Source organism: Salipaludibacillus sp. CF4.18, assembly GCF_051262595.1.
Classification (GTDB): domain Bacteria; phylum Bacillota; class Bacilli; order Bacillales; family Salisediminibacteriaceae; genus Salipaludibacillus; species Salipaludibacillus neizhouensis.
The window spans coordinates 17,342-43,964 of the sequence record NZ_JBIMEV010000039.1 but is presented as its reverse complement, the minus strand read 5'-3'; the positions used below and the strand labels follow the sequence as shown (position 1 = coordinate 43,964).

The 26,623-nt window shown below is 33.3% G+C and carries 25 protein-coding genes and 1 other annotated feature; of the genes, 16 read left to right on the top strand and 9 right to left on the bottom strand.

Annotation, left to right across the window (positions count from 1 at the left end; translation table 11 throughout):
* The first annotated feature begins 86 nt into the window (after positions 1-86).
* Positions 87-306, top strand: a binding site (T-box leader).
* A gap of 300 nt (positions 307-606) precedes the next feature.
* A complete protein-coding gene (locus ACHABW_RS18785) occupies positions 607-993 on the bottom strand; it encodes a hypothetical protein (RefSeq protein ID WP_435757545.1) in 387 nt (128 codons plus the stop codon).
* A 609-nt stretch (positions 994-1,602) separates the two neighbouring features.
* Between ACHABW_RS18785 and ACHABW_RS18780 the strand changes: the two genes are divergently transcribed.
* The gene (locus ACHABW_RS18780; protein WP_435757543.1) at positions 1,603-1,764 is read left to right on the top strand and encodes a hypothetical protein; all 162 of its coding nucleotides are present in this window, start codon (positions 1,603-1,605) and stop codon (positions 1,762-1,764) included.
* A gap of 430 nt (positions 1,765-2,194) precedes the next feature.
* On the opposite strand, the gene ACHABW_RS18775 is transcribed toward ACHABW_RS18780, so the two are convergent.
* Entirely contained in the window at positions 2,195-3,205 is a 1,011-nt protein-coding gene (locus ACHABW_RS18775) for a DUF3231 family protein (protein ID WP_435757541.1), read from the bottom strand.
* Between the two features lie 349 nt (positions 3,206-3,554).
* On the opposite strand from ACHABW_RS18775, the gene ACHABW_RS18770 reads away from it, so the two are divergent.
* Positions 3,555-4,616 carry a DUF3231 family protein gene (locus ACHABW_RS18770; protein ID WP_435757539.1) on the top strand — a complete coding sequence of 354 codons (1,062 nt, stop codon included), beginning with the start codon at positions 3,555-3,557 and terminating at the stop codon, positions 4,614-4,616.
* 137 nt (positions 4,617-4,753) lie between these two features.
* Here ACHABW_RS18770 and ACHABW_RS18765 read toward each other — a convergent pair whose 3' ends face one another.
* Positions 4,754-4,936, bottom strand: a complete 183-nt coding sequence (locus ACHABW_RS18765; RefSeq protein WP_435757537.1) for an aspartyl-phosphate phosphatase Spo0E family protein — start codon at positions 4,934-4,936, stop codon at positions 4,754-4,756.
* 634 nt (positions 4,937-5,570) lie between these two features.
* On the opposite strand from ACHABW_RS18765, the gene ACHABW_RS18760 reads away from it, so the two are divergent.
* The 3 genes from ACHABW_RS18760 (at position 5,571) to ACHABW_RS18750 (ending at position 8,465) form a co-directional block, all read left to right on the top strand.
* A complete protein-coding gene (locus ACHABW_RS18760) occupies positions 5,571-6,200 on the top strand; it encodes a hypothetical protein (RefSeq protein WP_435757535.1) in 630 nt (209 codons plus the stop codon).
* On the top strand, positions 6,193-6,459 hold the full coding sequence (locus ACHABW_RS18755; protein ID WP_435757533.1) for a hypothetical protein: 267 nt from the start codon (positions 6,193-6,195) through the stop codon (positions 6,457-6,459). Before ACHABW_RS18760 ends, ACHABW_RS18755 begins: the two co-directional genes overlap by 8 nt.
* 800 nt (positions 6,460-7,259) lie before the next feature.
* Positions 7,260-8,465: an ATP-binding protein gene (locus ACHABW_RS18750; RefSeq protein WP_435757549.1), complete on the top strand. Its 1,206-nt coding sequence runs from the start codon at positions 7,260-7,262 to the stop codon at positions 8,463-8,465.
* 702 nt (positions 8,466-9,167) lie between these two features.
* Here the strand turns inward: ACHABW_RS18750 and ACHABW_RS18745 are convergent.
* Positions 9,168-9,479 (bottom strand): AbrB/MazE/SpoVT family DNA-binding domain-containing protein, encoded by a 312-nt coding sequence (locus tag ACHABW_RS18745; protein WP_435757531.1) that lies wholly within the window; start codon positions 9,477-9,479, stop codon positions 9,168-9,170.
* Positions 9,480-9,609: 130 nt separating this feature from the next.
* Between ACHABW_RS18745 and ACHABW_RS18740 the strand changes: the two genes are divergently transcribed.
* Positions 9,610-10,188: a recombinase family protein gene (locus tag ACHABW_RS18740; protein ID WP_435757529.1), complete on the top strand. Its 579-nt coding sequence runs from the start codon at positions 9,610-9,612 to the stop codon at positions 10,186-10,188.
* 70 nt (positions 10,189-10,258) lie between these two features.
* Here ACHABW_RS18740 and ACHABW_RS18735 read toward each other — a convergent pair whose 3' ends face one another.
* On the bottom strand, positions 10,259-11,329 hold the full coding sequence (locus tag ACHABW_RS18735) for a GGDEF domain-containing protein (protein WP_435757527.1): 1,071 nt from the start codon (positions 11,327-11,329) through the stop codon (positions 10,259-10,261).
* A gap of 214 nt (positions 11,330-11,543) precedes the next feature.
* On the opposite strand from ACHABW_RS18735, the gene ACHABW_RS18730 reads away from it, so the two are divergent.
* Together ACHABW_RS18730 and ACHABW_RS18725 are read left to right on the top strand one after the other, a co-directional pair.
* Positions 11,544-12,083: a hypothetical protein gene (locus tag ACHABW_RS18730; RefSeq protein ID WP_435757525.1), complete on the top strand. Its 540-nt coding sequence runs from the start codon at positions 11,544-11,546 to the stop codon at positions 12,081-12,083.
* A 286-nt stretch (positions 12,084-12,369) separates the two neighbouring features.
* Positions 12,370-12,537 carry a hypothetical protein gene (locus ACHABW_RS18725; RefSeq protein WP_435757523.1) on the top strand — a complete coding sequence of 56 codons (168 nt, stop codon included), beginning with the start codon at positions 12,370-12,372 and terminating at the stop codon, positions 12,535-12,537.
* A gap of 334 nt (positions 12,538-12,871) precedes the next feature.
* Here the strand turns inward: ACHABW_RS18725 and ACHABW_RS18720 are convergent, their stop codons facing one another.
* Positions 12,872-13,879 carry an ATP-binding protein gene (locus ACHABW_RS18720; protein ID WP_435757521.1) on the bottom strand — a complete coding sequence of 336 codons (1,008 nt, stop codon included), beginning with the start codon at positions 13,877-13,879 and terminating at the stop codon, positions 12,872-12,874.
* Between the two features lie 715 nt (positions 13,880-14,594).
* Here ACHABW_RS18720 and ACHABW_RS18715 point away from each other — a divergent pair.
* From ACHABW_RS18715 to ACHABW_RS18700, 4 genes are all read left to right on the top strand, one after another.
* Entirely contained in the window at positions 14,595-15,203 is a 609-nt protein-coding gene (locus ACHABW_RS18715) for a hypothetical protein (RefSeq protein WP_435757519.1), read from the top strand.
* 398 nt (positions 15,204-15,601) lie between these two features.
* Positions 15,602-17,434, top strand: coding sequence for an AAA family ATPase (locus ACHABW_RS18710; RefSeq protein WP_435757517.1), 1,833 nt, complete (start codon positions 15,602-15,604; stop codon positions 17,432-17,434).
* 136 nt (positions 17,435-17,570) lie between these two features.
* A complete protein-coding gene (locus ACHABW_RS18705) occupies positions 17,571-18,281 on the top strand; it encodes a hypothetical protein (RefSeq protein ID WP_435757515.1) in 711 nt (236 codons plus the stop codon).
* Positions 18,282-18,822: 541 nt separating this feature from the next.
* Positions 18,823-20,169 carry a hypothetical protein gene (locus ACHABW_RS18700; RefSeq protein WP_435757513.1) on the top strand — a complete coding sequence of 449 codons (1,347 nt, stop codon included), beginning with the start codon at positions 18,823-18,825 and terminating at the stop codon, positions 20,167-20,169.
* A 164-nt stretch (positions 20,170-20,333) separates the two neighbouring features.
* Here ACHABW_RS18700 and ACHABW_RS18695 read toward each other — a convergent pair whose 3' ends face one another.
* The 3 genes from ACHABW_RS18695 to ACHABW_RS18685 are packed head-to-tail and all read right to left on the bottom strand — an operon-like array spanning position 20,334 to position 23,089.
* Positions 20,334-21,410 (bottom strand): hypothetical protein, encoded by a 1,077-nt coding sequence (locus tag ACHABW_RS18695; protein ID WP_435757511.1) that lies wholly within the window; start codon positions 21,408-21,410, stop codon positions 20,334-20,336.
* 4 nt (positions 21,411-21,414) lie between these two features.
* Positions 21,415-22,386, bottom strand: coding sequence for a hypothetical protein (locus ACHABW_RS18690; protein WP_435757509.1), 972 nt, complete (start codon positions 22,384-22,386; stop codon positions 21,415-21,417).
* A 13-nt stretch (positions 22,387-22,399) separates the two neighbouring features.
* On the bottom strand, positions 22,400-23,089 hold the full coding sequence (locus tag ACHABW_RS18685; protein WP_435757507.1) for a hypothetical protein: 690 nt from the start codon (positions 23,087-23,089) through the stop codon (positions 22,400-22,402).
* 533 nt (positions 23,090-23,622) lie between these two features.
* On the opposite strand from ACHABW_RS18685, the gene ACHABW_RS18680 reads away from it, so the two are divergent.
* The 4 genes from ACHABW_RS18680 to ACHABW_RS18665 all read left to right on the top strand — a co-directional run bounded on the left by ACHABW_RS18680 (position 23,623) and on the right by ACHABW_RS18665 (position 26,582).
* Complete coding sequence (locus tag ACHABW_RS18680; protein WP_435757505.1) at positions 23,623-24,036, top strand: hypothetical protein; 414 nt, start codon at positions 23,623-23,625, stop codon at positions 24,034-24,036.
* A gap of 322 nt (positions 24,037-24,358) precedes the next feature.
* The gene (locus ACHABW_RS18675; RefSeq protein WP_435757503.1) at positions 24,359-25,285 is read left to right on the top strand and encodes a hypothetical protein; all 927 of its coding nucleotides are present in this window, start codon (positions 24,359-24,361) and stop codon (positions 25,283-25,285) included.
* A gap of 240 nt (positions 25,286-25,525) precedes the next feature.
* Complete coding sequence (locus ACHABW_RS18670; protein WP_435757501.1) at positions 25,526-26,095, top strand: hypothetical protein; 570 nt, start codon at positions 25,526-25,528, stop codon at positions 26,093-26,095.
* 184 nt (positions 26,096-26,279) lie between these two features.
* The gene (locus ACHABW_RS18665) at positions 26,280-26,582 is read left to right on the top strand and encodes a hypothetical protein (RefSeq protein ID WP_435757499.1); all 303 of its coding nucleotides are present in this window, start codon (positions 26,280-26,282) and stop codon (positions 26,580-26,582) included.
* The last annotated feature ends 41 nt before the right edge of the window (positions 26,583-26,623 follow it).

The following is a 26,623-nucleotide window of genomic DNA, read 5'->3' as shown; positions in this document are numbered from 1 at the left end:
TTTACTTCAAGAAAAAAGATTTAAAATCATTCGAAAAAAGTTGAATTGTTAAATCTTATGTATTAAGATGTTAAAAATAATTAAATGGAAATCCAAAGATGAAGAGAGTAATTATTTAAGTTTGCTAAGCGAATCAGGGGTGGTGTGAGCCTGATGAAACTTACTTAATGAAACGCACTTTTGAGGAAAATACTTGAACCCTTAGTAGAGTATGTTGGGGAGCATAGTCCCTCGTTAACAACATTAAGAGAACCTTATTAGGTTTATTAGAGTGGTACCGCGGGTGAAAACAATCTCGTCTCTTTATAGAGATTGTTTTTTATTATTATGATTATCCCTTTTGCTCAGAATGAGAATTTTAAGTTGTTCTGCTAAAAAAAGATGGAAGATTCCGCGAGACTCCGTAAGCACGGCAGGAAGCCACTGAAAAAGTGCTGATATTTACAGAGGGCAACTATATTTATAAGGTATCCCGTATAAAGGGGTTGATGAACCCTGCGCAAATTTGCTTTCAGTGGAAATGTTTCATTCAATTTTTGTGAGTATTTATCCCTATTTAACACTATATTTAATTATTCTGAGCTAATGACATAATCATTTTAATCTTTAAATCGTTTTCATGACATCCTTGTCACTAAAGGTTATGTCAGTGTGTTTTGATTCAACTTCCAATTCGTCTAAAAAAAAGCCTTCCACTGCCCATTTTATCCAGAACTCCATGAAAGAATCTACGATTTCACCGTTAGGAAGCGAAGCTTTTTGTTGTATAGAGCCTTCTTCACATTTAAAAGCAATTTCTAATACCAAACTATTATAATTGTACGATACGATTATATGACTTTTTGTCTTTTCGAATTCTATATTAGATACATCAACAGGAGTACATTCTATATATGTTTTTGCAATCGAACGAAAGGCATTTTCAAATCTTTCAAAAAGATTGTCATTATTGGTTAATATTTCTACACAGACAGCATTGTTTCTGTTCAACATTATCCTCTCCTTTTAAAATTCCTACCATTTAACCATAACATTAATATCAAAAATATGTTTAATTTCATTTCATAAACAGGTTTCTACGGAAGAAGCTTGTCATAACAAAAGCAGACCGAGTAGTTATGGACCCTCAAACAAGAAATGCGAGGTCTGTAAATGTTATGAGAAATGTGGTTTTAAAAAAGTTAGAATATTAATTTTTATATGTGGCTTATTATTAATAGGGTGTTCAAATGAGAAATCAAAAACAACGGAAGAAAGTTGGGAAGAGAGTCCAACAATTATTAAAGAAGTAATAATTACAGGTGATTTCATCTTCCGTATTGAGAGTATGGTCCTATCGTAGAAGGTGAATCGCGGAAATATATGTGGCATTCTTGGCGTAAACAAGAAATACTAACACAACCATTTAAGGTTATTGGAATAAGTAAAGAAACATACGAAAATATAACTGTTACTGAGTACACACCTTGTGAAGGATGAATGCAAGTAGCAAATTGTAACAATTTGTTTAAATAGATTAAATATATATTAAGTTTTAATTTCATGGAATTGTGGTATATTACATTTAAATAGACTTGTACAAAAATGGAAAGGGGTGTTTTCTTGCTTTCAAGCGTCGAGAAACAAATAATTCTAAATGAAATCGACAAAATGAAAGTTGAACTGGAAAAAACCATTGATTACTCAGTAATAGTAGCAATTCGTAAAGATATCAGTGAATTATATTCTGTTCTAAATACTAAAAGTAAAGAATTAGTTAGATAAATTATTAACTCCATAAAAGTCTAATCAGTCATAGTAAAAATTACTTCATATTTGTGGTGCTTTTTGTAATGAAATTATTCCATCGTATAGGGTTGATAGTCGGAAATTACTAATTAATAAGCAATAATTGTTTAATAGAAGAATGAATAATTCTAGCGCTCTCGTAATCAGTGGAAAATATGCTAGTAAATTATTAATGGGATATCAAGACAACGACATCAAACATGAACCGTTGGCAAAAGCACATATTTTAGCCAAGGACAATAATAAACATTATAAAACGCAGAGGTTTTCTTTGATAATATTCTGCGTTTTTATTGTTCTGGAGAAGAGTCGATGAAATTTCAAGGTCGGATTAAAAGGTAATTTGGTTAGTTATTTATGCTGAATTTAGTTATAGAATGGGTAAGGAGCATTAATGCTCCTTACCTTATTTCTTCTTTGCTAATTCATCACGGTCAAGTGCACGTGGCGGCTCTTCTAACCACCCATATTTAATCATGATTTTAGCCCCATCATCCGCATATTTTAAGATCTCCCCTACCAATCTGCTGTACGTGATTCCGATATCTCTTCTAGGACTCATGGACATACTGGCTCCGTAATAACCAACACTGAGTGCAGTTAAGGCTGTAGAATAAAACATCATCTTTCTGTCAGAAAATGTATATGTGGTCGAATCTGTCACTTCTGTATCCCATGTCATAGGACTAGGAAGGTCATTTTCGTTTAAATAAGACCCAAATATCTCGCAATGCTTTTGTGCAATTTCTTTACCTCTTAAAATAAATTCTGTTACATCACTGTTTTCTGCAACTTGACTATACCCAATCATAGTAGCTGATCCAAGTGCATTTCTTTGGAAATTGGAGTAAAGGTTCGTAATTTCAGTTCCAGTTAATGGTCTTTTTTCTCCAAAGTACCCTGCAAGAAAGCTTTTTTTCTCGACAAAATCGAAGTTTTCAGGGGTTGGAAGATAAGGTGACTTGATATATAATCCCTTTGATAGTAATAACTCGTTGGTTTTCTTAATAATATCATCTGACTCACGTAAACAGTCACTAAAAAAAGTATAAACATCTTCTCTCACAGCAACAGATAATGCCATACTATATGCGTTCAATCCCGTTTTGCCTAATTGGTTCGTAGCGATTAACGAATAGGCATCAGAAAATAATCTAGGGGAGGTAGCTTGAACATCTTCGTCTAATTTAAAACCATGTGGAACAGGGTAACCTTCTTTATTTAATAGTTCTGTTACTTTTTTGATATGTAATTTGGATATAGCTAAAGCATGTTGAATCATAGGTTTTATTTGTTCATCTTCAGCATTATGCAATTCGTGTTCCAAATGACAGATGGCACCACTATCATTCATATACGTATTCCACAAATGGGTTATTTCAGCAGAAGTTAATCTCAATTTCCCTTTCATCTCCATTCTGGTCGTCCTCCAAATGAATTTATGTCAACGATAATATCCTACCCTAAATTTGCATGATTTATGAGTAATAGAAGATGTTTATTTCTACTTAATTGAAGTTTTATACTTCGACAAATTGGCGTTATGATGTAAGAGAAAAAGAAACAAACAAACGATTGAAGGTTTTTTGCCCCTCCTCTATGTGAAGTAATACACTTAAAGTGACGTGGGCGAGTTGAACAAGCTGTAGTTGCAGTTATAACGCTAACTGGGAGATTACTTTAAGTAAAATTAATCTTAGCTGACCTAATAATTTTAAAATGTTCGGAAATGATAATCCTATATCATTTTAGGAGGGATAGTATCATTGGAAACAAACACATTTTCCGAAAATGAAAAGGAAGTATTGGGTCAACTTAAAGAGCATCAACAAAACAAAATATTAAATGCCTCGGAGTTAGGAGAGTTATTTGCCAATTACCTGGGGGATTCTTTATTCAGTTGTATTTTCGAACATCATCTCCAAGTTGTTAAAGATGACGAAATTAAAGAATTTTTGAAATTCGCATTAGATACTTCAAAAAAACATTTAAAGATAATAAAAGAAATTTATTCTAAAGAAAACATACCGATGCCCGTAGGATTTGGAGAACAGGATATTCGAAAGGAAGCGCCACGTCTATTTAGTGATATATTTATGCTCTTTTACATTACACAAATGTCTAGAGCTGCTTTATTAACTTACGGAGATACGCTTTCAACTTCGTCCAGACAAGATGTCGTTGATTACTTTAAAATGACTTTGAACGATACCATCGAGATCTACGAAAAAGGACTACACTTATTAAGTTATAAAGGTATTCCCATTGCAGCTCCTACTATTCCGTATCCTCAGAAAGTTGATTTCGTAGAAAAAGAATCATTTATTTCCGTGATAGGCGGTAAGTTTAGACCGTTAACTGCACTAGAAATTAAACACTTACAAGTTAATATCAATACAAATATATTAGGTAAGTCAATGATGTTAGGATTTAGCCAAGTTGCATCATCCGATAAATTACGAAAATATTTCCAAGAAGGAGTTAAAGTAGCAGATAGACAAATCAAGGAACTAGGTAAGTTTCTTATTAGTGAAAATCTCCCGACACCAAATCTGATGGATGCGCATATTTCAGATTCTACGATCCCGCCATTTTCAGATAAATTAATGCTTTATTCTACATCTTTGGCTAATACGATAGGACTTTCAAATTATGGAATAGCTTTCGCCAAAATTATGCGACATGATTTACATGGTCAAATGGCAATTCTCACAGCAGATATAGGTAAATATGCAAATGAAGGGGTTAATCTTACGATTGGTAATGGTTGGTTCGAGGAACCACCAACAGCTGCCGACCGAACCGAACTTTCGAAACATTCTTTTTGATATAAACCTGTAAATTGATTGTTTCTGCAACAATCAGGCGGAAATATGTAATAAGAATTGCGTCCTTTCTTTATGTATAGGGTCAGATTGTGGAGTAACTCTCGTATTGCGTAATAGTCCTATACTGTTCATTAATATCAAGTACTTTTTATAAGGATTGTTATTCGATAGTATCTATTCAAGAGAACATCTAGTTTTTGACTATCTTTAATAGTAGCAGGGTGGGTAAGCCCTTTTGATCGACCATTAAAAATCATACGCATACGTAATAATTTAATTTTAAATTCTAACAAAAAAATTGTTATATTTTGGGATTTCATATAATTGTCCTCCTGAAGGATGGGAATATAGAACTAAAAAATCACACAAGAGCTATTTTATTATAGGTATAAACAATTTAAAAGTGTATCGACAAAGGTTATAGTATTTCGACTTAAGAGGACATTAAATACACAGTTAAACGATACTGTTCAGCAAAAAAAGGTTCTTCCGATCAGGCGCGTTAGTTGAATATGGAGATGGGATGGTTGGAGAGTAAGACTTTAGAACCTTGAGACAAAATAAATGAACGAAAAAACATTGCATTGCCTTTTGGCAGTGCTTTTTGTCGTCAAATTATTACCTTTATTACGTTACTTTAGTACAGGATGAAAAGAAACAAGCACTTAATGTTTGGAATAGGAGCTGTATATTTGTATCGATTTCTTATTCAGTGAAAAAAGGCAATATATTGAGGTGTGTCAGTTAAGGCTACCATTCTTGCAGCTCAGGGGTCTCAGGGCAAATTGACAGTTGAGACTGTATATAGACAGAATAAATCTATAAATTAGAGAAAAACAATTTATTCAAATGGAACGGGATAGTATTTATTATTACGAGGGATAAATCGACAAGCATAGGAATATTCGAAGAATAATGAAGTTCAAAAAACAGATGCAATTGAGGAGGGATAACATGAACAACATCAAGTTTAACAATTCAACTTTCGAACAGGCAGTCAGAGACAATTTAGGAGTTCCATCACGTGAACTAACAAAAGAAGACATACTCATGATTACAGGCATTCATATTCACCAAGGCAAAGTTGATCATCATTTTTTGGAGCAAGGTAAAGACAGTCTTTTGGTGATCGGGGTGAACCTTCAAGAGAACCACACAGGGTGGCAACAAGACATCTTGTTTTTCAAACACATTAGCTTCTTGAATATTTCTATTCCAACAGAAGATATTTCGTTTCTTTCAGGTTTTATCAAACTTCAAGAACTAGCGTTAGCCAATAGCAGCAACAGAAATTGGTCTTTCCTTTCTAATCTTGTTGAATTGAAACACTTAGCAGTTTTCGATAGTCAATTTAGCGATCTTCAACCTCTGGATGCTTTAGCATTCAATCAAAGGCAATTCTTTGAGAACAGGAAGCTTACTTTAGCAAAGCCAGTATCGATGTTTTACCAAGGCTTATCAAACCTCAGAATAATTAATTGCGGAATAACCGATCCCACCCCACTCATACATAGCAAGTGGTTAAGCGAACTTGATTTATCATCTAACAAGATCACCGACTGGAGCGTATTGACTAATGACTAAATTAAGAAGTCTATCACATTTAAGTTTACGAAAAAACCTAATTCAGGAGATAGAGGCAATACACGAGTTAGGTGATGTGGGCTATCTCAACTTCCGTTATAACGTAATCAAAGACATATCTACGTTGGATGATTACACAAACCATAATTTAACCTTCTTTTATATTGGCTTCAACCAAGTAAAAAATATAACGCCAGTGAAACGATTTAACATGAGGGGCTTCGATTATTTTGATCCGCAGTATGATAGTGAAGAGTAAAAAAAGGCTCGCAGAATAAAAGACTAGTTAATGACATAGGGGGGGGTGAAACTCTTCTTTGGTTGCCTGATGTAATAAAAACTAATATCGAGGAATTAATAAAAATACCGACGAAAAAATTCGAAAAATACAGGATGTTTTGTTGAATCTATAGAAATAATGGGTATTTTGGTGTATATTTAATGTAATTAAGATGAATATTGTAGTTATATAGTTATATATGGAACTGGAGGTAAAAAATTACTTCTAATTATAATCTAAACATAAGTAGTGATTTTTTGTCGGAAGTGGACCTAATCAGAGAAGAGAATTTCTATCATCATTTTCAATCTATTTTTAACCTAACAAACAAAAAGTAATCAATGTGTTCTCTGAAAGAGAGCATGATGTCTTACAAATGCTATTAGATGGGCAATGTAATGTAGCTATAGGTCTAGCTACATCTACCGTATCCACAATCATTTGCCGGCTTCAATCGGACACATGCAACAACGAAAGCCATTTAGATTGGTTAGATTAAGTCTTGGAGGGAGAACTAAGAAACCTAGAAAGCGATATCATCAGAACAAACATTGGTTAATATGGTATCTTTTTACGATACAGATGGGGAAAAAATGAGGGACTATCACTAGTGTTGGTATAGATGATTCTTCTTGTGGACTAAACAATGCATCAGTGACCAAGTTTATTCAAATATATATTTGGGCTTTGTCAGGAGAGGGGGGGGGGTTAGTATTATTGATTTAGAACCACTATTATTGAATGTTCTTTTTTTAATTGTTTTCTTACTCTTTACGCCAATGCTATTAGAATTAAGTAAGTTCAGATTTTCCAACGGTTTGAGGAGATCGGTATATATTATCTCAGCATCATTAGCAATTGGACTTTGTATATTATTCCCAATACCTGTTATGGATGGTTACATTATGGATTTGCGATTAGTTGCGCTTACTATTGCAGGATTATATGGCGGTATTTCAACTAGTATTATATTAGGTGGAGTTACGGTCATTTTTCGGTTTTTAGTCGGTGGGATAGGAGCTGTAGCAACGTTAATTTTGGTTTCAGTATTCTTATTATTCTTGATTTCTATGAACAAAATCTTCCACAATTCTTCACGACAGAAGAAGGTAATAGTAGGTAGCTCTCTTTCATTATTCGCTGGTCTATTGGCTTTATTAAACTCGACGATTATTTTTGGTGCAACCTTTTCTTGGACATTTATTATTATTTATTTCTCGTTATCTTTTTGCACTACTGCATTGATTATTTATTTGTATGAAATTTTCCAAGAGAATTTGTTGATTAACAAACGGGTTATAAAGGCAGAGAAAATGGATATAGTCAGTCATCTTGCTGCTTCTGTGTCACATGAAGTTCGGAATCCACTAACTGTCGTAAGAGGTTTCTTGCAAATGATGGAACAGAAAGACCTGTCAGAAGATAAGAGAAGAGCATTCTTGAAAATATCAATTGAAGAAATTGATAGGGCGAATGATATAATAAAAAATTACTTAACATTTGCAAAACCTTCACCTGAAACTGAAAAATTAAAAATAATTAGTATTAAACAACTATTACATAACACACTTCCAATAATCACCCCCTTAGCTAATATAAACTCAGTAATAGTAGATACTGAAATGACAAATGACTATTTTTTCGAGGGTGATGAACATATCTTTCAGCAATGCTTAATAAATATTATGAAAAATTGCATAGAGGCAATGCCGAACGGGGGCAAGGTTTCTGTAGAAGCTAAAAAAAAGGAGAGTGAACTTATCATAATTATTACTGATAATGGCAATGGGATGACGAAAGAGCAACTATCCCGATTAGGTGAACCCTACTTTACAACAAAGGGGAGAGAAGGAACGGGACTTGGTATGATGGCAGCTTTTAAAATTATTGAGACAATGAAAGGTAAACTTAATGTAACAAGTAAATTAAATGAGGGGACAAATTTTTATATTGAATTGCCAATAGTGGAAAAAGATTCAAAATAACAATCATTCTATAAAAACGTAAGTTTTGTTCTACAAAGTAAAAGAGCGAATCTATCTTAAGTAGTGATGCCTTGCACACCCCTTACAGGGGCTAGTTTTAACCCGCAACACGCCTATAAGAAGGACATTAAAGCACTGCGATTGCAGTGCTTTTTGTCATGAAAATATTCTATGTATTACTTGTATATTTTTTGTACAGGTTTGCAAAAAAATAAGCACTTAACCTTTGCTAGAAGAGTCAATTATTGTGTCGTTCATCTTTTTAGTGAAAAAACTAACTAACAATGCGAATGGCAGGTAGCATGCTTGCGACTTATAGTGACTGTGGAGTTTCGGAAGAGATTTTAGTTAAGACGTAGTAAGTGGAAATTAGTTTGTTAGTATGAGAATAATTATTTACTCAAATAGAACGGGATATTAATTATTATAAAGCGGGAAAAAACGAACAAATAAAGAAATTCAAGTTAAGGGGCTATGATCATTTTGATCCTTAGCATGTTATTGATGACATAACAAGAGGTGATGAAGAAGATTAGATGAAGAGTGCAGGATAGAAATTCGGCTTATTGGTGTCATAACTTTTAAGTTTTGGTTCATTAATAATCGGGGGAAATTTTGACGGTGCAATGGGCGTTCCTTCGGTGTCATAACTTAGGTTCATAACTAGAGGTCTCTATTGTCCAAATTAGGATCTAAATAAGGCTAATTCTTTCCTTCTTTGGAGATTTTTTCTGCCATTTCATCTCTCGTTTCCTGAATTATATCTTCCCAAGGTTTGTTTGACTCTCTTTTTACAGGTAGTGCACCTATCACAGAAAGAAGGGAGTACTTCTTTTCTACTTTCAAGATCAACTCATTATCATTTGTTTCTTTGAAGAGAATTGTATCCCCAGTATTCATGTTGAGTTGCTTTCTTAACTTTATGGGTATTGTGACTTGGCCTTTGGAGTTAAGAGTTGCTTTTAATTGTAATTTAGCATTTTGCTCATGTGAATGATCATTGTTATTCTCCATGCCAATTCTCCTTTCTACAGTATGTCTATAGTTATTATATAACAAGAAAATAGATATGTAAGTGAAGAAGATGAGCTTGTGGAGAAAAATATGAAAAACCAGGAAGTATAAAAGAAAAGGGGTGTTAAATATGAGGTTATATGGATATGTCAGGGTTTCGACGGTTGGACAGTCGAGACAAGGTAATAGTTTAGAGCATCAAATCAATCAACTAGGGGAATTAGGAGTATCCCAAGATGCCATATACATTGACAGCTATACAGGGTCGAAAGTAGTCAGACCAGAGTTTTCCAAGCTACTGAGTATATTGCAGCCAGGCGACAAGTTAATAGTCACCAAATTAGATAGATTCGCTAGGTCATTAATAGAAGGGGTCAAAATCATTGATGGTTTATTAGAACGTGGGGTTGCTATTCACATATTAAATATGGGTGTCCTGGATCACACACCGACCAGTATTTTGATGCGAAATATATTCTTAGCATTTGCAGAGTTTGAGCGAACCATGATCATCGAACGTACAGCAGAAGGTAAAGCCATCGCCAAGCAAAAAGAAGGTTACAGGGAAGGACGACCTAAAAGCTACACACCAAAGCAACTTAACCATGCTATAGGCATGCTCAAAAACTATTCTTACAAAGAAGTCGTTGAAATTACGGGAATAAGCAAAAGCACGTTGATTCGAGAAAAAAGGCTAAGAAGTTATTAGTTGGCTTGACCTCATACATTAGAGGGGAGTCTATTGGGAAGCTTAGGGCGGTAAGGTTTTACCATTATAATTATGACCCTTGATTAATCACTGGCCCTTTCTCTTCAAAGACGTATTGATTTCTACCTCGATGTTTTGCCAGATAAAGTAACTCATCTGCTCTTTTCACAATCTCACTTGAAGAGTCTTCGTGGTAGTTGCGAGTAATACCAAAGCTTAATGTAACCTTAACTGGTATTTGATCATAATTGAGTGGAACTAATTTTAACTGATTAGTCACTTTTTGAATATATTCTTTCATTTGACTCTCATTATTTTCTTCTAATATTACAGTAAATTCCTCACCTCCGTAACGATATGCATGACTATCTGTCGTAAGTAGATTAGTCTTTAGAATTCTAGCGATCGAATGAAGGACCTCATCCCCGACCGGATGACCATATTGGTCATTAACTTGCTTAAAGTGATCAATATCACATATCAACAGGTAAAAAGGAGTGCCTTCCTGTAACTTTTTTTGAAGATCAACCTGAAATGATCGATGATTAGACAGACCTGTTAATCCGTCCTGTAAAGACTGAAGCATATAATAATTTTTCTCTGAATAATATTGCCTTTCTCTAGAAGCGATGATACCTCCGTAGAATGCTATTACCATGAGCATGATTGACTTCATAATAAAGTCGTATAATTCCATTCCTGTAAAAGAGATAGGGAGGATATAAAGTAATACACCATAACCTATAATCATGCTTATAGCGGATGAAATTGCTCCTATAATGTTCCAATATAAAGCAGCATGAATAACAAATAATGGAGAGATTAAGAAGAAGGGACTATTTGGATTACCAGAAATTGCGATTAACCAAAGGATTGCAATCCCGTCAAAAACTACCCCGCATCGTGTAAAGTAAATATATAATTTAGAATTCTCTTGTTTAGTATGTAAGAAAAATTGGGTTATGGACATATAAACAAAAGAAAAGATAATTAATGGAAGGGCATTTGTAAAGGAATAACTAAGGTAATTCGCAATAGGAGGGTAACAAAAAAGAACTATTACTATTATAAGAAAAAACCATCTGAGTAGTGATGATATTATTTCTATCGTATTGGTATCTATGAACCTAATGATCTTCATTCTATCACCTCCCCCATCTCGTTCATTTACCCTATATATTCTTTTTTAAAACAATCAAAGTTTCTAATATATACCCGAAATTGTACCATGTATTTACATTTTTAAGCAATCTAAAATGGTGTTTTAGTATCAATTATAGCAAATTACTACCATTAATCAATCAATTACTGAGAATAAATATGTACTAGTAGAAGGAAGGGGGTGGTGGTATCCAATGAGAATATACAACTTCAATAGTTTCGTATCGAGAAGCCGCAAACTAGTCATTAACATCATGAAAACACTGGAATTAAATGACAGTACCATTGAAAGATTCAAAAAGGGAGGTATTGTAAAGACAGACGCCCGAAATCCGATTAGGACGAGTCAAGGTGTTTTATCGAACGAGGATGAAGAGGTCATTGCAGAATTAAGTGAAGAGGGGTTACTGATTTATCACGTTATTTTAACAACGGAAATGATGAACAAAAAGACGATCATTGAGAGTGAAGTAGAGGTATCCACCTTTGATTCAGTTACGGAAGTGAAATATTATTTATTTGTACCTAGCGATCTCGCTGAAGAACTGAAACCATTTAGATTCATTGATGATAGGGATTTCGAGGAAGTAATTAAAGACTACATTATAGAGGTATTAAATACAGCAAGAGAAGATTTTGTCTGGGCTTATATTTTTTTCCCTAAGAAGCAAGACGGTTATTTTGGTAGAGTAAAACTAGCAGTATTTAATGGGAATCCGATTGTCATGGAATAGCCAGTAGGAAGGACTATTTATTTGCTCTTGCATTTAATAGGGTAAATTGCACTCGGTATCTTAGGAGCTGGGCTGATCATGAGAGTTGTTTGCTTCAAACATAGTTTCATTACTGTACTTTACATATACAATGTGGCCTGCATTGTTCGAAATTAATTACAAAATTCACCATATTACTAAGGTATATCCCTCCAAATGTCAAATCGTGTCATAATTCGACATTATTTTGTTAATTTTAAGTGTAGTATTTTGACTGTCCTCCCCTTCTTGAAGGGAGGTGACAACAATGGATCTCAAGGATTTAAAAATACTTACTGATTATGAGCTTAATTGCATGTATGAAAGCGCAAAAGACTTTGTGGCTCAAAATGACGATAAAGATTGTAGTATATTGAAAAACCTTTTATTGTTGCTGGAAATTGAAATTCACAACCGTAACTCTGATAAAGAATAGATAATACAGATAAACAGTCTTCTTGGTGGTTTTGAATTTACTTTTGGGGAGGACTCTTACCAATTCTACTTACATCCAAATGTCCAAATCTGTTTAGTGACCGAACGTTTGAAATAAACCCATTATAGTTGATAATGAGATAAAAAAAATTTGGAAGGAGATACTTTAATTTGATTAATATATTTATAAATTTTATTAGAAATGAAATTGTATCACCTATACTTGGTCTTGCAACTGGTGCCGCTATTCTATACTTTTTATTTTTTTAAAGACCGTCTTGACGGTCTTTGGTCAATATGGGTCAACAGCTCACATTTTTATTGAGGAAGACAGACTATTTGGAAAATCGAATATTAAAAGTCGTTCCTTGAGGACTTGATGTATAATCGATTTTGGCATTATTTCTCTTGGCAATGGAAAAACAAATAGGTATCCCTAAACCTGTCCCTTTATCTTTAGTTGTAATGAAAGGGGTTGCAATAGTATCTATGATGTCAGAAGGTATTCCATTTCCTTCATCTCTAATAGATAAAACTACCTTACCATTCGCTTCATATGTCATAATTCGAACTTTTTTTCCTGAGTTCATAGCATCTAAGGAGTTATTAATCAAGTTTAATAGAAGCTGTCGGATTTGGTTTTTATCAATATGTAAGTCTGCGATAGTACTCAATTGTAATTCAACCAATTTGCCTTCTTTTAGTGCTCTTGTTTCAAGCAAGGGGAGGGCAGCTTTTATTAAATCATTTAAACTAGAATTCTCCAAATTTTCGGATCTATCCTTCGCTATATCAAGAAATTCAGTAATAATATCATTCACACGATTTACCTCATTAATCATCAAATCGAATATAGGTTTTTGTTTTTCAAGTTCCTCGTTTTCAGCCAACAATTGCAAAAATCCTTTAACACTAGTCATTGGATTCCTCACTTCATGGGCAACCCCAGCAGCCATTTCTCCAATAACATTTAATTTTTCATAGTGTGTCTTTAGCTTTTCACTTTCTTTCCTATCTGTGATATCTCTAAAAGCGACAAATATCCCATATATATTAGGAAACAATTTTATTTCGAACCAACGTTTTGAATACTCAGATATCATCTCAAATACTTGGGGTTTTTGTTTTTCATATGCTTTATGGTAAATTTTAAATATTTCTGCATCGATGTATTTAGCTGAAACATCTCCAACACTTGTCCCAATTAGTTCTTCTTTTGTCTTATTAAAAAATAGTTCCTCTACCTTTAAATATGGTTCAGCAGATTTGTTAATAAATTCAAATTCCCAATCAGAATTAACGAAATAACAGGCTTCAGACATATTTTCTAATACTTCTCTCATACTTAATTTGCTTTCAAACGACTTTGATGGCATTTGTACACTCCATTTCTACTCTCTCTAGAATCATCACCTTTATAATTATTATGATAGAACGTATTTTAGAAGCAATTTTACTATCTATTTTGACAAAGAATATCATATACCACACTTTAACCCCCTCGATAGCAGTTTAAGTGTAACTTTTACCACATTTTAACTGATATTAATATAAATAACTAGATACTTTATTATTTAATTCAATGGGAAAAAATATCAAAATTTCCGATAACAGTGAACAATTACGTGATTATTATTGTGATACTGGCTTTTTGTACTTCTAAGTGACTCGTCTATAACCCCTGCTCTTTATGTTCACTTCACTAGAGACAAAGGTTTATAGAGTCCATTATTTGATCTATTTGCGAAATAGTATTCATGAATTTGAGATAATAAATTTGATGATAATAAAATAGAGAAGAATCATACCATACATGAAGGAAGATGAAAAAAGAAAACGAAAAGATCAAACATTAAGAAGAACAATCGATTCGCTTCAACCTCGGATTCCTTCATAATAATTCAACATCCACTCACTTCACTCACCCAGTCATCCACTCGAATGTCCCAACTTTCATTGAGATCCCCCTATTAATAGCATATAATATTGGTAGAGACTACCATTTATTGGTGAGTCAATTACTAGATTACAAAACTCGACTTCAATTAAGGAGGCATAATGCATAGCTACCTTGAGGAAACGAAGTATGCGTCATCAGAATTGATAAAGCTTATAAGCTACGAGGAAAAAGAACTAACAGAGTTAAGATTACAGGTTAGAGAAAAAGAAAAAGAACTAAGTCGAAGGTATTTACTTTTCAGACAAAAAGATTTTGATATGAATGATGAAATGCACCTTCAACATGCATACGGTAAATTCTTCTCTTTTGGAGAAAGTATAGTATATCCACTGAAAAACAGTTTAGAAGAGATGGAATCCAGATTAATAACAAAGAACTTCTCAATTGGTGCATTAAGCGGAGCACTCCTACAAATTGCCAAACAAGGTATTTCAACAGTCTACGTTGGACTACAAGACTGTCCTGATGGCAGGGCAATCGGTAATCAAGCATTGAAAAATGTCATTTGGCGGGCAAGAAATCAGTCCATACATTATGAAATGGGAAGTTACCATCCACCAGTTCAAGTATGTTTCCAGCAGTTAGAAGCGGACTTCGGCAGTAAGTACCATTTATCCGACAAAAACTTGTCCAAGGAAATAATAGATTTACTGGGTTGGACAGAATACGCACAGTATGAAAAGGACATGATCCATTTACTCGGTTAAAAGGAGAGTAGATGAGTGTAATCATCACTTCTCTCTATTCTCGGGGTATTCTGCCTTTGGTATTCAGTCATCCAAATTTTTCAATCTTGCAGCAAGAATGTATGTTCATTCTTTTGTATAGTCCACAGTTTGCCAAGGTCAATTCGAGTTCAGTACCAAATATAAAGACAAGATTTTCGGTACTTCCTTTCTCTAAACGGGGTAGGCGAGCTCTTTAGAATTTTGCAGTAAACTTGAGTTGATTGACTAATTAATGGTTGGTCGCACTCGAAGACAAGAAATTGATAGATTACCGCGCAGTAGGAACGTTGTTGAACAAAATAACTAGTAAGATAGCAGTTAAGAAGATTAATATGTTTGAGTTTTACTTTTTAGAATCTACATATGAGGTGATATTTGTGAAAATTAAAAAGGTTGAATTTATTAATAATGATATTTTTGGAGATTTGGTATTCGACTTCTGCGATGAGGCAGGTAATGTTATTGATAATATAATTCTTGCAGGGGAAAATGGTTCGGGGAAATCTACGCTTAAAAATTATATCTATGAGTTTACGGGATTTGTGCAAGAGAAATCAAAAGATATTAGGAATGAAAAAAGAATCTTTGAAACTAGATTAACTATTCAAGAAACTATGATAGTTAAGGGAAATCTCAAAGAAACTGAAAACTTTTCTGAGTACATAGATATTATCATAGAAGTTGATTACTCCAAAGAAGGATGGGATGCATTTAGGGGGTATATAAAAGATACTAATGATTTTACAGAAATAAGTTTACATAGTGGAGAAATAAATCAGATCGGGAAATTATTCCGTACTGTTTTTTCTGATATCGAAGTAAACTTCAATCCTAATCCAATTAAAAATATTCAATCAAGTCAATTAGACGAAGAACGAGTTAATAGCATCAGATCGAATGGTAATCTTGCAACTGAAATTGCTCAATTATTGGTAGATATACAAATTTCCGATGATAGTAAAGTTGCAAAAACGGCACGTGAAAACCCAGGTGAAGTTATTAATATAGGTGAATTGGACTTGAAAATGAATCGTTTCGTAGAAGCATTTCAATATATGTTTCCGAACAAAAAGTATTCAGGTATTACAGACCACGAGAAATCTAAAAAAATAATGTTTAAAGAGTTTGATAAAGATATACCTCTTGAAAAATTGAGTTCTGGTGAAAAACAAATAGTATTTAGAGGAGCATTCCTTCTAAAGGATCAACAGAGTACGAAAGGGTCATTGGTATTAATAGATGAACCGGAGATAAGCTTACATCCGGCATGGCAACAAAAAATACTACAATACTACACAAAATTATTTACAGATAATACAGATAAACAAACTTCACAAATGATTGTTTCAACTCACTCCCCCTTCATTATACATAATAGTGAGATTATTAATTCTAAGGTTATAATTCTAAAAAAAGATGAGAACGGTAAAATTTATATTCCAGATGAGAAACTATTCCCTAATTGGACTGAAGAGGAGATTGTTAAAGAAGCATTTAATTTAGAAATGATAAATACTGCAGTAGATAGTATTCCTAAAAATTTAGTTGTAACTGAAGGTAAAACAGATTGGAAGCATCTAAAAAGAGCATTACATAAATTCCAAGTGGAAGATAATGTATTTCATGACATGGATTTTAATTTCTTAGAGTATGAAGATGATATCCCGATGGGGTCTCCAGAGTTGTTAAAATTTTGTAAGCAATACAGCAAAATAAACCATGGGAAAAAAATAATTTGTATTTTTGATAGAGATGAGCCGAAGATTCTTAAGGATGTTTTAGAGAGTCCAGAAGATACTTATAAACATTGGGGAAATCAAGTCTACTCACTAGTTATTCCTGTTCCAGAACATAGAAGTCAAGCTGGAAATAATATAAGCATTGAACATTATTACTCAGATAGTGAAATTAAACTAGAAAACAGTGATGATAGAAGGCTTTTTATAGGGAATGAATTTTCTAGGAAGTTTGGTTTTAGTCTCGCAGATCGGTATCTTTGTCTAAAAAAAGATAAATGTGGAGAAGATTCTATTGCAATTATTGATAGAGATTCCGTGGTTTCTCCAATAGAAAATGAAGAGAGGAACATTGCTTTATCTAAGAACGAGTTTGCAGAATTAATTTTAAATGAAGAACCCCCATTTAAGGATGTTGGTCATAAGAATTTCGAGATAATTTTTGAGACAATAAAAGAATTAATAGAGGTATAAATTAACTCATAATATCAAACAAGAAAGTTCCCATTTGAATAGTTGTAATGTTTTGGTGGGGTGGGGATCATATGAAAGCTATAATGAATTTGCTTCTATTCAATGAACTACGAGCTCTTTTAGTTGAATAAATCGTGTGGACATATTCAAAGGAGGTTTTTATATCAGTCAGACAATATGGCGGTATATGTCTTTAGCTAAGTATGTTGAGTTATTAAGAAGCCAGTCTCTTTATTTCCCGAAAGCATCTCGTTTTGATGATGAAACAGAAGGGCAATGGATAGCTCATTCATTACTAGTTCGAGACCTACCTAGACTAACGAAATTGCCGACTAACACAAAAATTGTTAAGGGAATATTAGAAAGAGCCGGTGATAGTGAATCAGCGATGTACCGAGAAGTAGAGAAAGTATTAAAAGATGGCAATATTAACTCACTTTTAAAAGAATCACTAGATCGGTTAATTTTTTACTTTACGCTGAACAGGGGAAAATTCGATGCACAAAACACACTGGAAGGTAATGTTGAGGCATGGACGAATCAAATCAACATGCACTCTGAGAGTAAAGAAAAAACAATGTCTCAAGTGAAAGCACATCGAGAGTCAACTTACATAAATTGTTGGAATTCAAACGAAGCGATGTCCTTAGCTATGTGGCAACTTTTCGGAGGTGGGGTAGAGGCAGTTGCTATTCGAACGACGAAAGCCAAGCTTGAAACCGTATTGTGTGAAAATAAAAATGAACTAGAAGCATCGGGGTATGAGAGTGGTGTTTCAAAGGTCCATTATTTACCTAACTTGAAAAACCCAGAGAAGAAACAAGTGATCGAACCTGGGATATCTTAACGAATGGAAAAGGTTCTAATTCAGCGTCGTTTAGTATAAAACCTGAAGAATATAGTTATGAAAAAGAAGTTCGAGGGATCATCTATCCCAAAAGATCGGTATACGACAAGATCAGTGATCCTGAACCAGATAGAAATGGTTTTAATGTTCCAATAAAAATGGGTTCTGGAGATACTAGTAATGAAATCAATAGATTTATTGACGAGGTTCATATCCATCCCTTACAAGACGAAAATTCCATGATCTACAAGGTTATCAAGGAGATTCATCGATTATATGGTATTGAGGATATCCCTATCAGGTCAAATGTAATTAAAGCATTGGGAGAAGAGGTTAATTTTTAGAGCGCAATATCTTGTGTATAAGGAGCATACAGATCTTTTAACTCTTTAATTGGGGTAAGATGAGACCTACAGAATTTTTTGCACTAAATGTGTCTATGATGGACTTCCTATTGTGTGATTTATTGAAAGAAAGAAAATTTATTAGTTAAAGTGCAAATGTTTGTTAATAGAAGTGGACTAGTTCTGGAGGTGAAGAGATGTCGAATTTAAATAAAATTATTGATGAAATTTCTTTTATTCTAAAACAAGAGAAATCCTATGATTTACCGACAGTTGCTACTAGTTACGGGTTAGAAATCGGAGATGAAAGTGAAGCAAACAATAGCAAACGAGTATATGTTCAAAGGAGATTAAAAGGAAAAGGTCAACTTTTTCTAATTGATTTATCAAAAAGGATTATTGATGATTATGGTGAAGAGGCAAAAGGTCTTTCTAAACTAGTTGCCAGTATTGATCCTCAAGGTATATTTTCAATCAGTGAAATAACACGTAGAAATGTCATGAATGATCTTTACCAGTTTAATAATACTTGGGGTAATGTTGATATTATACCTTTTCTAACAAGAATTTGGGATCTAGATAACATGCCATCAACAGGCAGATATCAAAATGCTTCAGAAGATATATGGCAACACATGGTGAGAAATGATGACTATGATGAAAGATATTTGTTCGAAGAGTACCTGGAGTTATTGACCGCAAATGATAGAAAGTTTATTCGTTTTTTGGAAGAACTAGTTCATCCTGCAGTTAGAGAACAAGAAGAACAAGAGGAGCTAGTTGATATTTTTAATAAACATTTACTAAAGGACGGATATAAAGTTTCAATAACTAGTGAGATATCAGGTTATCCTATTTATACAATACACAGAATTCAAGAAGGTGTGAGAGGGACAGTAAAGAATCTTATTTTCGCAGCTATTGGTGTAAAGCCTGATATTGTGATTAGTGATTCCCTTAATAATGATATTAAAATTGTCAAAAATGAAGAAAATTGTTTGGTATATGATCAACCTATACCAACATCAGGTTTATTTTGGAAAGACCTTGTAAGTTGGTGGGGAGCTACCAACACTTCCCTTGCAGACAAAAAGGAACTACAAAGTTCATTATATTTTAGATTGAAAGAGTCTTTGGATTCTGCACCTGAAAAGATATTCTTTCAAAATTATTATAATCTATTTAATAAAAAGTACAAAGACAACCTACCTGCATTAATTCCACAAGTCTACCTACATTATGACCCCTACACCAAGTGGCAAAGAAAAGGAAAAGTATATTTACCACGACAAAGAATGGATTTTTTGATGATTCTACCTAGCAAACAGAGAGTTGTTATTGAAATCGATGGAAAACAGCACTATTCAATAGATGATAAATCCAGCCCTGAAAAGTATGCAGAAATGGTTTTTGCCGATAGAGACCTTAAACTGCATGGTTATGATGTCTATCGGTTCGGTGGGTATGAATTTATGGATCGAAAAAAATGTTTAGAGATGATGAGAGGGTTTTTTGATGATTTGTTTACTAAACATGAAATTTAATTATATTAGCGATGTATTTTGATGGCTTTCTTAAAATCAACAAATATTAGTAGAAAATTGAATAGAAGCTTCCACATAAGAAAATTCAATAGATTGACTATATTAAATAACCTAACATAATAGTATAATGCTAGGCTAAGTGTATTTTTTCAATCATAAAGTACTTACTCACTAGGTTCTATAATTTTTATTTCAGACAGTTCTTCTCCAGACAATTCGACAAAAATCCCGTGTAACGTATTTTTAAATTCTAATAGTAATCTATCTTGCTCTGTACCATCCATGACACTTTTTAGCTCTCTAAGGCCTTCATTATGCTCTTTAGAAGCGTAGACACCCGAATTAACAATTTTCACTTCACACATTTCTGGTCTTGTTTTAAAATCTATAACTAAATCAATGAAATATGGGTCTGATATGTGATCTAATCTCATTGATGCCATTGAAAAATAAAAACCTTGATCTAAAGTACTAGTTACAAATTTGTTTTCTTTAAGGTTGTCACCATCAAGAACAGCAGAATTTATACCTTGTAGTTGGTCTTCTGCAACTTTCACTTCTTTTTCATCTCTTTTGACTTTAAGCTTTTTTATTTCAACTAATTCCCATGGACTTTTGATACTATTAAAAAAACGTTCAAACAGTTCAATTCTTTTAGGTTTAGTTAATTTGTTTAAGTTGATTTCATCAAATTCATATTCTATGTCATCATCATTAGATGTGATAAAGGCTATCAATTCTTTAACCTTTTTATAATCATTCGGAGAATGTATATTGTAATCGATACTACAAGCATCACTGTTACTATTAAGAGTAATGTCTATATGGCGAGTAGTTCTGTCCAACAAATCAATCATACTTGGTTTATATTCGTCATAACTCAATACTATGTTTGTATTACCATTTCCTTCTTTTGAGACTGATAATTTAGTGTTATCCTCTTGATTAATCAGTTTGTTGTTTAACGATATAAGAGTAGCTTCAAGTTCACCCATATGTTCCTTCGAGAATGAAATTCTACCGGATTTTACGTAATTCTGTTCTACATCCATTCTTTGTTTTAGATCACTGTAACCTTCTCTATCTAAATAGAAGTCTCCACCAATTTTAGATAAATCGCTTTTTTTTATGCAGTGAACTAATATTCCGCGACTCTTTAAAAAATCCTTTGTATCTTTCGCAGAGAGGTGGTCTTTCATAACTCTTCTAATGCTATATTTTTTCGGGTAATTTTTAATCAAAGTATTATTCCTCCTTAACGTTGTATTTTTCTGGCACAGTATTTAATACGTTCATATACTTTATTTCAATTTCAAGTTGATTTTTATTCTCTTTAATATATTCTTTTTTTCGTCGGAGAAATTCTGCAATATTTTCTCTGTATAAGATTTGTTCCCCATAAAAATGAATATGTAATTGAAATGAATCTTCATATTGAAAATCAGTTAATAATTGATACATGAAATCTAATTCCTTTTTTGTAGGTTCAGCAAAACAGAATACGTGATTAATAGATAGTGCAATTGTATGACCAGCAATAGTTATGTTTTTGGTGCTTTTGGCAAATATATAGCTTGAGAACAGTTGAATTAAATTCACATAGTTTTTTTGAGAGCTCATACTTTTCCCACTTCTATAATAATCACTCGGATAAAAGAAGTTAAAAGTTTCACTTTCATTTTCAATTTCTTTTTTGTATTCAATGAGAGAAGACCACTTTAATATTTCGTGGTTAGTTGCGACAAATAATGTAATTGGGTTTCTTTTCTGTACGACTTCCAATTTTGATAAATATTCTATTATTTTACTATGTTCATAGTTATCTTTTTCATCACACCAGATCATCAATAAGCCTGTGTTAACCCCCGTACAACCTAACTCTTGAATTTTTGTCGAGAGGTTTGCACATTCAGTAGTCATTAGGAGTTGGTCAACAAAACTTTTGATACTACTAGTACTTATTCCCTCCCAGTTACGTTTTTTTGATTCCACAATTATATTTATGTTTTCATTTAAATAAGGATCGTGATACCGAAATAAAGAATCTACCCCGTGGTCATTTTTTCTTTCTTCGCTCTTTCCCCTTCTGTGAGATGACTTATTGACACAAGAAATATCAAAATTAGAATCCCCGACTTGTATCCATCCCAAATTTTTCAGAATTTTTATAGTTTGTGTAGTCCATCTTTCACCTTCAAACTGTTGTTGCTCTGACATTTTTAGCACCTCATTATATATCTAGATTATTAATTTGATCTTTTATATTCTCTATAAAGAATTTATTAGCAGTTGGGATGTTTAACTTTATGACACCGTCTTCTAAGTTTATATCCAACATTGCAATATCATTTTCAACTGATACAATCTTTAATTTTACTGTTGATACCTCTGCACCTAACTCTTTAATGAGGTATAGAGCATCTTTATTACTTGCAGTTGTTAAGGTTGCAACCGATATGTACTTATCCAAAACTTTAATATCTTTAAATGAAACTTCATTAATATTACATTCGTTGCTATCAAAGTTTTTATAGAAATCATAAAAGTTTACCTTTTCATTTAATATATTAAAGTACTTGTCTGATTGAAATTGTGTATTTAAGTATTTAATAATATATGGTCTTCCCCAAACTATTAAAATGTTCTTTATAAAATTTAGTTGGATTTCGGCTTTAAATAATTCGGGAGTTTTATCAGAAACAATTTCATTTGTTTTATCATCTATTGAAAAGTCAAATGTGTTTTTCATCCGATAGTAATTTAATGATAATAGATCATCTGTTGTTTCAAAACCATAGTACCCCTCTTTTTCTTTAGAAGTTGCAGACTCATCCTCAAGATTTTGAAAGAACTCTTGAACTTTTACTTTATCTTGAATTAGCACTTTATTTATATAAACATATGGCTCTATTTGCATCAATTTATCTCCACCCCCTTAATTGTAACTATTTTATCATATTTACAATGCTTTTTTCCAAAAAATACCGTAAACGCTCAACAACATTTCAAATTTACTTGTAGAGAAAAGAAGCGATAGTTATAGAAATAATTCCCATTGAAGACTAAGGTCTCTCGCCCTTCTGGGGTTTAATCTTCTCGCACTTCCGCTCTCAAATCGAGAATACTAGTTTCCCACTCAAATCATTCAAACTAATCCGAAACTTATTTAGCCCATATATTCAATAAGATATGATAAAACAAGACAAGTAATTGATAACCAACCAGTTCAAATAATGGATTAAAAACAAACTTGATGAAGGGCTGTCATGTGGAAAAAGACACCTAACAAAAGTACAGGTTTCAGAGATTTATATGAAATACGCATTGGACACACCTTTATCAGAATTAGCAAAAGAATACGAAGAAACAATATATGAAATAAGAGATATACTGGTCTTTTATACGTACTTTACAGTCACATCACAATTATAATTAGAAATAAAGGAAGCAACATTGGCAGGTAACACTGTAGAACATGCAGAAAGGCCTTCATCTGCGGTATCGCACGGGGAAAATCCCAAAACTGCAATAGATATTGGCATGACGCGGCAAGTGGCATCAGCTGTTTTAAAAGGAAAAATGAACGCAGATATAAAGCAAGATTTAAAAACTGAAGAGGAAGATCGACTGGAAGGATTAAGCGAAGTTTCATGTGCTACTGAAGAGCCAGTAACTGCGACAACGCTTGCTGATCATGAAAGAGATTTCAACATATTAAAAGGTATATTAACTACAAAATCTTACTCCCAATTAGCCAAAGAAGCAGGAGTTGATCCCTTATACATAAGCCTTTTAAAGAGAACAGGGGAAGACTGTTTGGGAGATGCTAAATCAACAAGAAGCGAAATTTATAAGGGAAATCAGTAAAGCACCATCAATTAGAGACCGGGTGGTAAAAATGTATGGTGAATATACAACTGACAGAGCTTACGCTCTGTCTTTTTAAATAGCTTCACAAAGTAAATACTTGACTAAAAATGGACTCCGTAGAATTAAAATCTCTCAGCTTTCCATAAAGATCCCAACTAGTAAAGTGAAATAAGTCTTACTTTGATAAATAGCAACCGAGTATTAGAGATATCCATTGAGCCTTATTGCCTAATAGGATATGATAAATTTAGGATAAAGTTACCTATTTATTAGAGTAGGAACTTCGACTGAAAATCATATTAAAATGGAGGGGTTTAAATTGGGGAGAAAAAGATTTACTGATGAGCAGGTGTTAGCCATGTGTAAGAATTATGCTAACGGGGATAAATCCATGGCAGAGTTAGCAAATGAAAACGGAGTAACTGGAGCAGCGGTAAGGGATATATTAGTATTTTATACATACACCAAAGTCACTTTACAATTGGATGACGAAATCAAGAAAGCGATAGAAAAACGAAGGACTTCAAACAATAGTATAGGAGAGCGCAATAAGAATAATAGAAAACATTCAAATGATGATGTAGAGAGACTTTATCATGCGGTATTGCACGATAAAATGATTGTATCTGAGATAGCGAAAGAACTTGGCATGACGAGGGAAACTGCTACAGCAATCCTGAAGGGAAGAATGTACGCAGATGTAAAACCTAATTTAACTCCTGAAGAAGAATATAGGTTGAAAAATTTAAGTACTTTCTCGCATGAAAAAAAGGGGTATTTGACAGAAGAGCAAGTTAGAGCAATTTACAAGGAGTTTGTAGAAACGGACATAATAATATCTCGAATCGCAATTAAGTATGCTGTTAATAACCATGTGATTGCAGCCTTATTGCAAGGTCAAAGTTATATACATATTTTTGATTCATTACCCAACGAAGAGATTAGGAAGATTAACGGAGCTATCAAGAGTAAGAAAGGAAATAGACCTTCGGTAACTACTTCAAGACTTACTAGTGCTGAGAGAGATTATAAAATATTAAAGGGTGTTCTAACTACTAACAAACCTTATTCTCATTTAGCTAGAGAGGTAGGAGTTGACCCCTCATATATAAGCCATCTATTAGGAGAAAGATTAGGTAAAATGGCTTGGGATATGCTAAATCGAAAAGAAGTCGACTATCTCAGGGAAATCAAAAATGATTCGTCATATAGAAAGCAAGTGGTAGAAAAATATCGAGGTATATAAAACATATTAATTAAACAATATCTTCTCTTTCAGGAAGTATTTTTCTAAAAAATTTGGTGTTTACAGAGCAATTACCGTCACAAGAAAAATCTTTAAAAAAGCGACTTTATTTGTTTCAGCTTGATAAATAGTGTTGGTAAAGAAGCAAGCGCTAATAATACATTCGTATATCTTCATCGATGCGTTTATCGATTTGAAAGGCTCTCAGGGTATGAATCAAATCTATTGGAGGTGACCAAATTGCAACTAGATCTAATGAAGCTATTCGAAGGCTACGTCAGGAACTACCATACACTTAATCTGACAGTTCAGCATGGTAAAAATTCATTTACAATGTCCGAAATTCAGTACTTTTCGACTTTAGGCTCGATGTTGGGGTTTCATCCTTTTACTGAGGACACATCCGATGGAACTTACAGACCAATGGACTTAACATGGTGGGGCAATTATGAAAATGACTACTGGCATGATTTTGTATTACATATGGAGCGGGAGAATCTTTTTACTAAAGACAAGGAAACCTTAAATAAGCTTTTTTCAATAAGAGAATTCATTCCAATTAATACTATTGGTATTATGAATGTAAAGGATCGTGACAGGATAGAAGAGCTGATCGCCTATGCAATAAATACATATAAGGTAGAGAAATCCCTGCTAGTGTTCAAAACAAACTCTACGGGTAAAGCACAGGCTTATTTTGACGAAATTCATTCATATGTAATCAATCAAAATAAAGTAACTGCAAACAAGATCGCTCATGGTTCATCCATTGGTGGGGTCCTATTTATGTATTTCGAGAATGAACGTTGAAGACCACGATACATCCTATTAAAGGAGCATACTTATGGATTATTTAACACAGTACCACCTAGAAAACTACCTCTTTGAATCAGTGAGTAGCAGATATAAAGAGGTAGGATTTTTATAGGCCTACGACTTTTTCTGTATCGTCATTTGGAAAGCCAATCGAGCCAAATCGAAAATAGCAAGCCAGTTGACAGATAATTCAAAGTCAGGTGATTTAGAGAAAGCGGTCTTATCACTAACTAATGGTATAAAGGGCATCGGGGGCATAAAGGGCAAAGGCAATGCAAAAGAGAAGTTGCGTTACGTGATGAAAGCGTGGGATTTCAGATTACCTATGGCTACAGCGATTTTAACTGTCCTATACCCAGATGATTTTACTGTTTATGATGTGAGAGTATGCGAACAATTGGGCGGAGATCATCATAAATTAAAAAATCGAGTCAACTTTGATAATATTTGGAAGGTTATTTATCATACTGCCAAAACTTAAAAGAAGCAGTACCAGATGTTTTATCAATGCGAAAAGGATCG